Genomic DNA, 11,650 nt, shown 5'->3' on the forward strand with positions numbered 1-11,650 from the left:
GTCATCCCGGTTTCGGGTGAGGCTGCCCACCCTCAGCGGCGGGCGGCGAGCACTCCCTGGAGCAGGCCGGGGAAGAGCTCGTCGAGATCGTTGCGGCGCAAGGAGTTGTAGCGCGCGGTGCCCTGCTGGCGGCCCATGATGATGCCCGCTTCGCGCAGGGTGCGGAGGTGATGGGTGAGTGTGGACTTGGTCACGGCGACGTCGAAACCGCTGCACGAGATCTCGGTGTCGGCGCCGGCCAGCTGGCGGACCATGTCGAGTCGCACCGGGTCCGCGAGCGCGGCGAGGACCGCCTCGATCCGGATCTCGTCCTGATCGGGGTAGACGTACTGCTGGGTCGTCGCGGCCATGGGTCCATAGTACGACGCCCCTCGAACTTCTGGCGAGTTCGTAGTACGGTCTCCATCGAACTACGACAACCATCGAACAACGACCCCACGTCGACTTTCGCGGGCTAAACGCGCTCTGGTCGCCTGCCGCGCCGACCTGCGTTTAGCGGGCTAATCGCGCTCCGGCACCGACTCGCGTTTAGCGGGCTAAACGCGATCGACGGGGGTCTGGAGCTGGGGAGTCATGACTTTCGCACCACCCAGGACCGCGGTGCTGGCGCTCGGCACCTTCGCGGTCGGCACCAGCGGGTACGTCGTCGCCGGGCTGCTGCCCGCGCTGACCGGCGAGCTCGCGGTCTCCGAGACGGCCGCCGCCCAGCTGGTCACCGCCTTCGCCATCGCGTACGCCGTCGGATCGCCGCTGTTCGCCGCCGTCACGGGCCGCTGGGAACGGCGCACGCTCCTGGTCGCCGCCCTCGTCGTCACCGCCATCGGCAACGCCCTCGCCGCCCTCGCGCCCGGCTACGTGACCCTGCTCCTCGCGAGGGTCGTCACGGCGATCGGCGCCGCGGTCTTCACCCCGGCCGCGAGCGCCGTCGCCGCCGAACTCACCTCGCCGGAACGCCGGGGCCGCGCGGTCGCGCTCGTCTTCGGCGGCTTGACCATCGCGACGATCCTGGGCGTCCCGCTCGGCAGCGTCCTTTCGCAGAGCGTCGGCTATCAGGCCGTCTTCGCGCTCGTCGCGGCCTTCTCGCTCCTCGGTGCCTTCGCGGTCCGGCTGGTCCTGCCCGCCGTCCCGGCACCGCCGCCGGTCCCGTTCGCCGAACGGTTCACCGTCGCCAAGGACCCGCGTGTCCTCGCCATGCTCGGCGCGACCGTGCTCGGCTGCCTCGCCGCGTTCTCCGTCTACACCTTCATCTCGCCGGTCCTGTCCGCCACGGCGGGCGTCCACGGCACCACGGTCAGCCTGCTGCTGTTCGTCTACGGCGCGGGCGGCGCGCTCGGCAACGTCCTCGGCGGCCGCGCGACCGACCGCTGGGGCGCCCGCGGCCCGCTGCTGATCGTGTTCGGCGGCATCACCGTGGTGCTCGCCCTGCTGCCGCTGGTCGCGACCAGCGTGGCCGGCGCGGCCGTCATCCTGTTCCTCTGGGGCCTGGCCACCTGGTCGATCAACCCGCCGATCCAGCACCGGCTGATCGAGCTGTCCAAGCAGAACGCGGGGCTCGTCCTCTCGCTCAACGCGTCCGCGATCTACCTCGGCGTCGGACTGTCCGGCCTGGTCGGGGGAGCGGTGCTCAGCGGTGGCGGACCGCTCCTGCTGCCCGAGATCGCGGCGGTGCTGACGGCGCTCGGAGCGGCCGTGGTCGTGGTGGGCTGGCGGAGCCGCGTGAGGCAGCCCGCGCTGGCCGACTGACGCCTATTCGGCGCGAGTCTGGACTTCGCAGTCGGGGCCGGGGAACACCAGCCCTTCGTGTCCGTCCGCGAACCGGACGAGATACGGCGGGCCACCGTGTTCTCCGCGTACCTCGAGGATTTCGCCGCGCTGCCCGGCCGAGCCCACCGTGCGTCCGTGCACGTGGATCTCGTCTCCGACGGTCGCCTGCATGAGAACCACCTCCGACGCTTCAAGGTTAGGAGCGTCGGAGGTGATCCCGCTACAGTGTGGGCATGATCCTCGAAATCCTTGGAGGCGCGACGCCTCACGTCCGGTGAGCCCGTCGATCCGGGTCCGCACGCCCTCGGAACTGCGTGCGGCCAGAAGAAGGAAATCCCACTCCTGCTGGGGACATCTCGTCGCGGCACCGCTGTGGCCGCTGCACGGCGCGAATCTCGGCACGCTTTTGCGGACTTGCGACGCGGTGGGTGCCTGCCTTGCCGTGCCGAGGTTTCCGTGGGTGCCGGAGGCGCTGCGCCGAGGGAACACGTTGCGGCGCCCGGCTTGTGTGCACTGGGTGAACGACCCGCCGGGCTGGCTGACGCGGGAAAAGGCGGCGGGCACCGCGATCGTCGGTGTCGAACTGGCCGACGAATCCGTCCGCCTCGCCGATCTCCCGCCCGCGCGCGGCCGGACGATCGCCGTACTCGGCCATGAGCAGCAAGGCATTCCGCCGGAAGCGCTCGACCTGCTCGACACCGTCGTCGAAATCCCGATGGTGGGCACGGGCGCGAGTCTCAACGTCGCCGTCGCGGGCAGTCTCGTGCTGTACAAATTGGCGGGCTTGCTGTGACCGTCGCCGATAGGCTGCCGGGATGACCGACGTACTCGACACAGTGGCCGGGAAGAGCGGCGAATTGGTACTGCGCCGGGCGGGGGAAGACTTCGAGGTCATCGCCAACGGCGTCTTCCTGATGGACACCCGTAACGGTGAATCGGAACGGTTGCTCGTCTCGGTGGCGGCGGACCTGGTGCCCGGCAAGGCGCGGATGCTGATCGGCGGTCTCGGTGTCGGCTATTCGCTGCGCGCCGCGTTGGACCACCCCGGTGTCGGCGAGATCGTGGTCGTCGAGCGCGAGCCGGCCGTGATCGGGTGGAACCGCGAGGGCCCGCTCAAGGACGTCCACGGCGACGCCCTCGCCGACGAGCGGGTCACCGTCGTGGAGGCCGATCTGGTGAAGTGGTTACGCCGGACGGAAGAGCGGTTCGACGCGTTGTGTCTCGACATCGACAACGGTCCTGAGTGGACGGTCACGGACGGAAACGCGAAGCTGTACCAGGAGGACGGGCTCGACATGCTCGCCACGCGGCTGCGGCCCGGCGGCGTGCTCGGGGTGTGGAGCGCCGAGTCGGTGCCGTCGTTCGCGAAACGGCTGCGAGCGCGGTTCGGTGAGGTCCGGGAGCTGAAGATCCCGGTACCGCAGGGCGAGCCGGACGTGCTGTGGTTCGCGCGGAGGTAGCCGACGCCGCACGGGTCAACGCCCGCTGGTGTCATACGGTCTGCCGGACGGGCGTTTCCACCGCCCGCGTCTGGAAGTCGGCGCGCCGGACACCTCCGCTGTACCCGGACGCCATGACCTTGACACCGGACGCGAAAGCCGAGGACGTTCTGGACGGGATCGACTTGTCGCCGGGCTGCGCGGTGAAGGACAGCTTCGGCAGCCTCGATCTTTCGCGAGCCGGCTTCGAGGTGCTTTTCGAGGCCACGTGGATCACCCGCATGGTCCAGATGCCCCTTGAACCGGGCTGGTCCCGAGTCGACGACGAGTTCGAAGACCCGTTCGTCGAGGTGTGGTCCGACGGAGTTTCGGGCGTGACCGCGAATCGCGACGGCGACTACGCCGGACTGTCCAATTTGTACACACGTGGCGATCTTGACGACGCCTGGCGCGGCGCGACCTCAGCCGTCGCGGCGAGTTTCCCCGGTTTGCCGATCACCGGCTACGAACGCGGCGAAGATCTCGACGCGGCCCTGCGCAACGGCTACACGGCACTGGGGCCGCTGCGGGTCTGGCTGAAATGATCGCAGCATGGAGATCACGACCTGGCACCTCGAACAGACCTCGCCGGACGACCTGAGCGCGGCGAAACCGCCCGCCGTCCCGGTGACGGTCACGCGCTCCGAGCTGGTCAGCCCGGAGCTGAACCGCTACCTCTACACAGCGGTCGGTGGCGACTGGTTCTGGATCGACCGGCTGAGCTGGACGTGGGCACAGTGGATCGAGTGGCTGGGCAGGCCGGGCGTCGAGACCTGGGTGGCCTACGCGCAGGGGACGCCATGCGGCTACTTCGAACTCGACGGCAGCGAAGAAGGCGAAGTCGAACTCGCCTACTTCGGCCTGATGTCGTCCTTCGTCGGGAAGGGCGTCGGCGGGCACCTGCTGACCGTCGCGCTGCGCGAGGCATGGGCGCTCGCGGAGCGCTGGCCCGGCAAGACGACGCCGCGCCGCGTCACGGTCCACACCTGCACCACGGACGGCCCGGCCGCGCTCAAGAACTACCAGGCACGCGGCTTCCGGGTGTTCCGCACCGAGGTCGAGCAGGCCGAGCTGCCCGCCGAGACGCCGGGACCGTGGCCGGGAGCCGCGAAGAAGTAGCTACTTGGTGGTGGCCGCTCGGGCTATTCAGAGGAGTCGGCCGCGAAACCGCGGCCGACTTTCAAGTCGAGCAACTACTCGGCACGGTCCGTCAATTGCCAGGCTTGCGCGAGCCTGGCGACAAGCTCACGCTGTCGTTTCTCCAGTTTATGCGGATTCCAAGTATCCGTTGCCAGGACCTGTGTCGTCAGAGGAAAGTTGGACACGCCTGACTTGGAGGTGAAATAGCGCGCCTTCTTGGTGGTGAAGTCGAAGTTCTGCGCTTCGGAGTTCTTTGTGCGACTGAGCAGCACCAGGTTCGCGAGCCGGTGAGTCCAGTAGGCGCGCTGCTCGTTCGTGAAGAGCCGGCGCCAATCGCTGTCTGCTTTCGGGTTTTGTGGGAGTACATGCTCGACAGTGATGATCTTTGGGGAGTGTTCCAGCATCGGAGGATCGGACAGTAGTTCGTTGAGCCTGATGAGGACGTACTTGCGCACAGCTGTCTGGGTGTAGATCTCCCCCTCAAGCCTGATGATCATTTCGGCTTGTTCTTCGTCGGTCAGATCGAGTTCGGGGCTGTCGCAGCCCATCCCGGCGTCGAGATCGCGAAGGAGCCGTCCGATGCGCTGGCCGCGACCGTGGGTATTGTACCGGCGGATGAGCATCCACGCTCCGAGCCGTTCAAGCCTGCGCAGGAAGTCGACCAGCCAGTCTCGGTCGAATTGATGATGCTTGAGTGCCCACAGTGCCGGCGCTTGCCAGTCGAAATTATCCAACCGGTGGAGGCGCCGCAACCACTTGTTGATCTCGGTGGCGTCGGGCAGCGACTGATAGTCGCAGGTGATGATGTCTCGATAGGCCCGGCCGTACGGCTCGAGTACGGTGTCGACGAATTCGGGCGACCGGTTGGGGAGAAAGTCGTTGAGTACGTGATTATCGAACTCGAGCAAGAGCTGTTCGCGTGCTCGGATCTTCATGTAGATCATCCGGATGTGGGAGAAAAGGTCGGCGAACGCGTCGCGACCGAGATCGGCTTCCAGGTCCTCCCACTTGGTGGCGTACTTCTCCTTGAGATCATCGGGTATCTCCCCGATGACCTTCGACTTGAAGATGTCGGCTGGTGAAAGCTCGACGCCTCGGGAATTCATCACCGAGAAGATCCGGTACGCGCTGGCGAGGTCCGAGGTGCTGACCACGACGAGGAATGTGCGTTGCACGATCGTTTTGGCCAGGGCGAGCCGCTCGCTCGGTGTCTTCTCGCTCAGCAGCTTCTCTAATTCCCGGACATTGGCCGCGATGCGTTCCTGGGCGTCGTTGTCCGGTGCCACGCCTTCCTGTAGTACCGCAAGCCCGCCGCGGTCTTGGACGTGCTTGCGGAAAAAGTCCTCGTCACGGCGCCTCAGCCGTACTCTGGGGCGCGAGGCGAGTTCCTGGATAGTGTCCCCGGGCTCCCAGATCAGTTTGTCGAGGTTGTCAGCATCGGCTGAGTTGTCAGACAGCTCGCGCAGTACCGACAACAGGATGGTCAGCGTGGTGAGTCGCTGCTGACCGTCGATGACTTGTGCCAACGGCGCGCTCGGTTCCTTGACGAGCACGATGGAGCCGAGGAAGTACGGATCTCCCGGAGCACGGCTCATCGCCTCGCCGAGGTCATCGAGCAGCAGAGTGGCCTGCTCCCGGCCCCAGGCATAGGAACGTTGGTAGTCGGGGATGACGAACTCGTAGTCACTCGAGAAAACCTTCGACAAGGGAACTTCATGTGCTTCGAGCTTCTTCATCCACCAGATCCACTCAGGCCGCTGTCAGGACACCATGCGTGTCGGCTGTTAGATGCGGTCCGTTACGACCAAACCACGCCGGGGAGGTTTGGCCCGATCCCAGGGATGAAGTAGCTACTTCGCCGGAGCCTTGGCCGCGGCCTTCGCCGCCTTCTTGAACGCCCGCACCTCGCCGAGGGTCTTCGCGTCGACGACGTCGGCGATCGAACGCCGGGAGCCGCGGTCACCGTAGGGGCCGGTGGCCGCGCGCCAGCCCTTCGGGTGAATACCGAGCTGCTTGCCGAGCAGCGCGAGGAAGATCGCGGCCTTCTGGTCGCCGTAGCCGGGCAGTGCCTTGAGCCGCTTGAGGACCTCCGGGCCGTCTGGTTTGGGGCGCCCGGCGGTCCAGATCCCGGCCGCGTCGCCGTCGTAGCGTTCGACCACGTGCTCCGCGAGATCCTTCACGCGGCGGGCCATCGAGCCGCCGTAGCGGTGGATCGCGGGCGGGACCACGCAGAGCTCGACGAAGGTCTCGGTGTCCATCGCGTGGATCTTCCGGATGTCGAAGCCGTCCATCCGGTCCGCGATCTTCTGCGGGCCGCGGAACGCGTGTTCCATCGGGAACTGCTGGTCGAGGAGCATCCCGACGAGCAGCGCGAACGGGTCCTCGGTCAGCAGCCGGTCCGCTTCCTCGTCCCCGACCAGGTGCAATGCGCGCGTCATGCGCCCAGGATCTCACGACCGGGCCGCCGCGCGCGTCCTCATCCGTGTGGGTCGACGAGCAGGTCCGCGGCCGCGGTGGTGACGGCGGCCGACACCGCGGCCAGCGCGGGGGAGTCGAGTTTCCACTGCTGCCAGAACAGCGGTACGTCGATCGGGTGGTCCGGGTCGAAACCGACCAGCGTGCCGTCACGCAGCCGGTCGCCGATCTGCGCGAGCGGCACCATGCCCCACCCCATCCCGGCGGTGACGGCGTCGAAGAACCCTTCGGACGACGGGACGTAGTGCCGCAGCGAACTCGCGGTCGTGCCGCGTTCGCGAGCGAAGCGGTCCTGAAGGTCGTCACGACGGTCGAAGACGATGACGGGCGCTTCGGCGAGGTCGAGGTCCGTGCCGAGCGCCGGGCTCACGACGGCCAGATAGCGCATGTGCCCGAGCCGGTGCACCGAACATCCCGCGACCGGATCCGGCGACGACGTCACGGCGGCCATCACCAGACCCTCCTTCAGCAACGTCGTGGTGTGGTCCTGATCCTCGCGATGCAGCTCGAAGCAGATCTTCTGCTCGGGCGGTACCCGCGTGAGCGCCGGCAAGAACCACGTCGCCAGCGAATCGGCGTTCACCGCGATCGGCAGCCGGACCGGTTCGTCGCCGGCGGTCAGGCCGAGTTCGGCCCGGGTGTCGGCCTCCAGCAGGGCCAGCTGACGGCCGAAGCGCACGACGGCTTGCCCGGATTCGGTCAGGCGCACCGGTTTCGTGCGGATCAGCAGCACCCGGCCGGTGCGCTGTTCGAGCGCCTTGACGCGCTGGCTGATGGCCGACGGCGTCACGTGCAGCGCCGACGCCGCCGCGTCGAACGTGCCTTCGTCGGCGACGGTCAGCAGCGTGCGGACCAGGTCGAGAGGCAGATCGCTCATCATGAGCGCTAATGTTACGTAAGAATCTTTAGCTGTACTGTTGACGGTCCGCTTCCTAATGTCCTCCGTATGGGAGACGTTCTGTTCAGCGCGGCCGCCGGTTTCGGCGCCACCATGGCCCTCATCGTCGCGATCGGCGCGCAGAACGCGTTCGTGCTGCGGCAGGGGATCCGGCGTGAAGCGGTGCTCGTGGTGGTGCTGATCTGCATCTTTTCGGACGCCATCCTGGTCAGCCTCGGGGTCGGCGGGGTCGGCGCGATCGTGGGGGCGTCGCCCGAAGCACTGACCGTCGTCGCCCTGGTCGGCGGCGCTTTCCTGCTGTGTTACGGCGCCCTCGCGGCCCGTCGCGCGTTCAAGCCTGCCGCGCTGGAAACCGGTGGCCCGGAGACCGGCGGATCGCTGCGCCGCATCGTGCTGACGACGCTGGCGCTCACCTGGCTGAATCCGCACGTCTACCTCGACACCCTGCTCCTGCTCGGCGCCATCGCGGCGGGACACGGCGGCGGCCGGTGGGCCTTCGGCGTCGGTTCGGTGCTGGCCAGCGTGATCTGGTTCCTCGTGCTCGGCTTCGGCGCGCGGCTGCTCAGCGGGTTCTTCCGCAAGCCGTCGTCGTGGCGGGTGCTGGACGGCCTGGTCGCCGCGACGATGATCGCCCTCGGTGTGACACTGGTGGCCACCGCCTGAAGCCCTTGTGATCCGTCACAAGAGGCGGCGCGTAAGTCTGGTTCTTCTCCCGGTCCCGGCCACCAGTTTGTGACGCATGATGACTCGCATCACATACTGACGAGTAACCGGAGGCAGGGATGCGGGCTCGGGTCACCAACGGCGGTGCCACCAAGACCAGGAAGATCCTCACCACGCTTGTCGCGGCTTTGACGTTCACGATCGCCGTCCCGGCGGTGGCGAGCGCGGCGCCTTCGAGCGGCTGGAACGACTGGTCGTGCAAGCCCAGTGCGAACCACCCCGAGCCCGTCGTGCTGGTGCACGGCCTCGGCGGCAACGCGACGACCAACTGGTTCTATCACGCGCCGAAGCTCAAGAACGCGGGCTACTGCGTCTATTCGCTGACCTACGGCGGCACCGTCCTGGGTGGACAGTTGTTCGGCGGAATGGCCTCGATGCGGAAGAGCGCCGTCGAACTCGGCGCGTTCGTGGACCGCGTGCGGTCGAGCACCGGCGCGGGCAAGGTCGACATCGTCGGGCACTCCGAGGGCACGACGATGCCCGCGTACTACCTCAAGTTCGAGGGCGGCGCGGAGAAGGTGAAGCACTTCGTCGGCTTCGGCTCGAACTTCAAGGGCACGTCGCTTAACGGCCTTTCCGGGCTGGCCAAGGCCGTGCTTTCGCTGCCCGGCATCGACCTGCTCGCCGACGGGGTGTGCGGGGCGTGCCGTGAATACCTCGCGCCGTCGGACTTCCTCGACGATCTGGCCCGCGGCGGGGTGACCGTGTCGGGGCCGACCTACACGAGCATCGTGAGCCGCCACGATCGAGTGGTCACGCCGTACACCAGCGGCGTGCTGAACGAGCCGGGTGCGACCGACATCGTGTTGCAGGACAGGTGTGGCGTGGACGTCTCCGGGCATCTGAGCCAGGCGATCGACCCGAATGTGACGGGCCTGATCCTCAAGGCGCTCGACCCGGAAGGCGCGCCCGCGCCGAAGTGCGTGCCGTTCTTCGCACCGCTGTAGGACACTGTAGGGATCAGGGTTTGGTCGCGTGCACCACGAACACCGACCGGACCCTGTCCTCGGACTCGACGTCGAGGCGCTTCACGGTCACCTCGGTGAAGCCCGCTTCGGAGGCCAGTTCCGCCGCGTCGTCCTCGGTTTCCGGCAGCTTCAGGTCGGCGGGGACGATCGCGGCGAACGCCTCCGACGGCCGGAACGCCGACGCCAGCGGCAGGCTGAAGCCGACCCGTCCGCCCGGGCGCAGCGCCCGCAGCCAGTCGCGAAGCGCGGCCGCGCCGAGGAAGTGCAGCGAGGACGCGCAGAGCACGGCGTCGGCGCCCTCGTCCTCCACCGGCGACGGAACCGCCGAGGCGACCTGCCAGGTGATGACCTTGCCGGGATCGAGTGTCGCCGCCTTCGTCTCGGCCTGGGCGATCATGCCCGGCGAGATGTCGATCGCGAGCACCTCGCCCGGCTCCAGGCGCAGCGCGGCGAACGCGGCCACGCCGGTACCGGTCGCGACGTCGAGAACGCGTTCGGGAGCCGTGCGGCCGAGGCCGTCGACGAGCGCTTCGGCGACCAGGCCGTGAAAGGTGTCTTCGTCGTAGTGGGCGGCCATGCCGTCGAACAGTCCGGCCGCGATCTCCTCGGTCACGACGGTGACCCTATCCGGGAGGCGGCGGCGCCCGGCGAAACCCAGGTCGGCGCGGTGATACCAGCACAGTTCGGGATCGCCTTCGAGCCAGCACAGCAGGACGTCGACGCCGTCGAGTTCGGCGGGGAAGTCGATCAGGAGCGGGGCGAACCCCTTCAGCTCCGCGCCGGTCCGCTGGACGGTGGTCATCAGATCGTCCAGCCTGGCCTGCGCGGCTTTCCATTCCGGCATCCCGCCGAGCGTGGTCTCCCGGCCGCCCGGGCGCAGGGACGCGGCGAGTTCGGCCGCGTCGGCGCGGAGGCGGACGAGCTCGTCGAGCACGGGGCGTAGCCGGGCGAGCTCGGCGCGGGCTTCAGGAACGGTGAACAATCCCATGCGCCGATGGTCCCAGCCCGCTCAGCGGCGCCGCCGGGCGAGTCTCGACGCGAGGCCGGCACCGATCAGGAGGAAGCCCGTCCCGAGTAGCCCGCCGATGAACAGCCAGCTCGTGACGCCGTAGGTGACGTCGTTCTGCGGCAGGTACTTCATGAGCCGGAAGCCCCATTCGGGGACCGCCGCGGCGGCCAGGCCGGGCGCGACACCCCAGACGAGACCGCCGAGGATCGGCCCGGTCGCCGAGAGCGCGCCGAGCAGTCCGACCGCCAGCAGCAGGATCCCGCCGCCCACCAGCAGGCTGATGCCGAGGACGTCACGTTGGGTGCTCAGCGTCGCCTGGATGAGCATCTGCTGCCGCAGGCCGCCCCACGACAGCAGGCCGAGGGCGACCGGCGTCAGGATCAGCCCGCCTGCGCCGCTGAGGACGCGACGCACGCCCCGGCCCGCGCGGGGGTCTTCGGTGCCCAGGTCGTCCTCGAAGGGCTCGTACGGCTCATACGACTCGACGTCCTCGTACGGCCTTCGCGGGTCTTTGGGCTTCTCTTGCTCGTACTCGCCGTACTCCTGGTAGTCCTCGTCGTCGTACTCCGCGACGTACCGGTGCGATGACATGGGCGGGCCACCTCCCTGACCCGGACTACGGACGCGAAGCCCCTTCGGTTCACTTCGATCTCCGCAGAGCGCGTTTAGCCCGCTAAACGCGATTCGAGCGGCGCCGGGTCAGTGTCCCGACCAGGCCGGCCCCGACCAGGAGGAAACCGCTCCCGAACAGGGCGCCCAGCACCAGCCAGGACACCAGGCCGACGCCGAGTTCGCGGCCGCCGAAGTCGTACAGGCTGCTCATGACGCTCGTCCCGCCCAGGAGCGTGGTCAGTCCGGGGATCACTCCCCAGATCAGCCCGCCGAGGACCGGCCCGAGTCCGGACAGCGCGCCGAGGAGCGCGACGCCGAGAAGGAAGAAGCCGCCGACGATCAGCAGGATCATGCCCAGCGGGTCTTCGCCGACGGTGTAGGCCTGCGCGTACATCCCCTGCAGGCGCGAGCCGCTGTAGATCACCAGCCCGAGCGCGACCGGCGTGAGGAGGACCCCGCCGAGCGCGCTGATCACACGAGGCACGGCACGGCCGCTTTGCCTAGGCTGGAGATAAGGCTCCGGCACCGACGGCTGCTCGTGCGGCGGCACGGCGTAGGGGTTGGTGGACATGGGGACCGCCCT

Annotated in this window: 15 protein-coding genes; 7 read left to right on the plus strand and 8 right to left on the minus strand. The window is 68.1% G+C overall.

What is annotated here, in order from left to right:
• Positions 1–32 precede the first annotated feature (32 nt).
• The gene (locus tag CFP71_RS38570) at positions 33–350 is read right to left on the minus strand and encodes an ArsR/SmtB family transcription factor (RefSeq protein WP_093938837.1); all 318 of its coding nucleotides are present in this window, start codon (positions 348–350) and stop codon (positions 33–35) included.
• A 223-nt stretch (positions 351–573) separates the two neighbouring features.
• Between CFP71_RS38570 and CFP71_RS38575 the strand changes: the two genes are divergently transcribed.
• A complete protein-coding gene (locus tag CFP71_RS38575) occupies positions 574–1,743 on the plus strand; it encodes an MFS transporter (RefSeq protein WP_093938838.1) in 1,170 nt (389 codons plus the stop codon).
• Positions 1,744–1,746: 3 nt separating this feature from the next.
• Here the strand turns inward: CFP71_RS38575 and CFP71_RS38580 are convergent, their stop codons facing one another.
• On the minus strand, positions 1,747–1,935 hold the full coding sequence (locus tag CFP71_RS38580) for a DUF1918 domain-containing protein (protein ID WP_093938839.1): 189 nt from the start codon (positions 1,933–1,935) through the stop codon (positions 1,747–1,749).
• A 103-nt stretch (positions 1,936–2,038) separates the two neighbouring features.
• Here CFP71_RS38580 and CFP71_RS38585 point away from each other — a divergent pair, with 103 nt between their 5' ends.
• The 4 genes from CFP71_RS38585 to CFP71_RS38600 all read left to right on the plus strand — a co-directional run bounded on the left by CFP71_RS38585 (position 2,039) and on the right by CFP71_RS38600 (position 4,361).
• Positions 2,039–2,557 carry a TrmH family RNA methyltransferase gene (locus tag CFP71_RS38585; RefSeq protein WP_244199993.1) on the plus strand — a complete coding sequence of 173 codons (519 nt, stop codon included), beginning with the start codon at positions 2,039–2,041 and terminating at the stop codon, positions 2,555–2,557.
• Positions 2,558–2,579: 22 nt separating this feature from the next.
• On the plus strand, positions 2,580–3,224 hold the full coding sequence (locus CFP71_RS38590; protein WP_093938840.1) for a spermine/spermidine synthase domain-containing protein: 645 nt from the start codon (positions 2,580–2,582) through the stop codon (positions 3,222–3,224).
• A gap of 113 nt (positions 3,225–3,337) precedes the next feature.
• On the plus strand, positions 3,338–3,787 hold the full coding sequence (locus tag CFP71_RS38595; protein ID WP_244199994.1) for a hypothetical protein: 450 nt from the start codon (positions 3,338–3,340) through the stop codon (positions 3,785–3,787).
• Positions 3,788–3,794: 7 nt separating this feature from the next.
• Entirely contained in the window at positions 3,795–4,361 is a 567-nt protein-coding gene (locus CFP71_RS38600; protein WP_093938842.1) for a GNAT family N-acetyltransferase, read from the plus strand.
• Between the two features lie 74 nt (positions 4,362–4,435).
• Here the strand turns inward: CFP71_RS38600 and CFP71_RS38605 are convergent, their stop codons facing one another.
• From CFP71_RS38605 to CFP71_RS38615, 3 genes are all read right to left on the minus strand, one after another.
• Positions 4,436–6,118 carry a DUF262 domain-containing protein gene (locus tag CFP71_RS38605; protein WP_093938843.1) on the minus strand — a complete coding sequence of 561 codons (1,683 nt, stop codon included), beginning with the start codon at positions 6,116–6,118 and terminating at the stop codon, positions 4,436–4,438.
• Between the two features lie 114 nt (positions 6,119–6,232).
• Positions 6,233–6,820 carry an HhH-GPD-type base excision DNA repair protein gene (locus tag CFP71_RS38610; protein WP_093938844.1) on the minus strand — a complete coding sequence of 196 codons (588 nt, stop codon included), beginning with the start codon at positions 6,818–6,820 and terminating at the stop codon, positions 6,233–6,235.
• 38 nt (positions 6,821–6,858) lie between these two features.
• Positions 6,859–7,737, minus strand: coding sequence for a LysR family transcriptional regulator ArgP (locus CFP71_RS38615; protein WP_093938845.1), 879 nt, complete (start codon positions 7,735–7,737; stop codon positions 6,859–6,861).
• Between the two features lie 66 nt (positions 7,738–7,803).
• On the opposite strand from CFP71_RS38615, the gene CFP71_RS38620 reads away from it, so the two are divergent.
• Both CFP71_RS38620 and CFP71_RS38625 read left to right on the plus strand, forming a co-directional pair.
• A complete protein-coding gene (locus CFP71_RS38620) occupies positions 7,804–8,418 on the plus strand; it encodes a LysE/ArgO family amino acid transporter (protein ID WP_093938846.1) in 615 nt (204 codons plus the stop codon).
• Positions 8,419–8,537: 119 nt separating this feature from the next.
• Complete coding sequence (locus CFP71_RS38625) at positions 8,538–9,425, plus strand: alpha/beta fold hydrolase (RefSeq protein ID WP_093938847.1); 888 nt, start codon at positions 8,538–8,540, stop codon at positions 9,423–9,425.
• 13 nt (positions 9,426–9,438) lie between these two features.
• Here the strand turns inward: CFP71_RS38625 and CFP71_RS38630 are convergent, their stop codons facing one another.
• The 3 genes from CFP71_RS38630 to CFP71_RS38640 all read right to left on the minus strand — a co-directional run bounded on the left by CFP71_RS38630 (position 9,439) and on the right by CFP71_RS38640 (position 11,638).
• The gene (locus tag CFP71_RS38630) at positions 9,439–10,434 is read right to left on the minus strand and encodes a DUF2203 family protein (RefSeq protein ID WP_093938848.1); all 996 of its coding nucleotides are present in this window, start codon (positions 10,432–10,434) and stop codon (positions 9,439–9,441) included.
• A 21-nt stretch (positions 10,435–10,455) separates the two neighbouring features.
• Positions 10,456–11,046, minus strand: a complete 591-nt coding sequence (locus tag CFP71_RS38635; RefSeq protein WP_093938849.1) for a hypothetical protein — start codon at positions 11,044–11,046, stop codon at positions 10,456–10,458.
• Positions 11,047–11,128: 82 nt separating this feature from the next.
• Entirely contained in the window at positions 11,129–11,638 is a 510-nt protein-coding gene (locus CFP71_RS38640; protein WP_244199995.1) for a hypothetical protein, read from the minus strand.
• Between the last annotated feature and the right edge of the window lie 12 nt (positions 11,639–11,650).

The sequence above is a fragment of the Amycolatopsis thailandensis genome (assembly GCF_002234405.1).
Classification (GTDB): Bacteria; Actinomycetota; Actinomycetes; order Mycobacteriales; family Pseudonocardiaceae; genus Amycolatopsis; species Amycolatopsis thailandensis.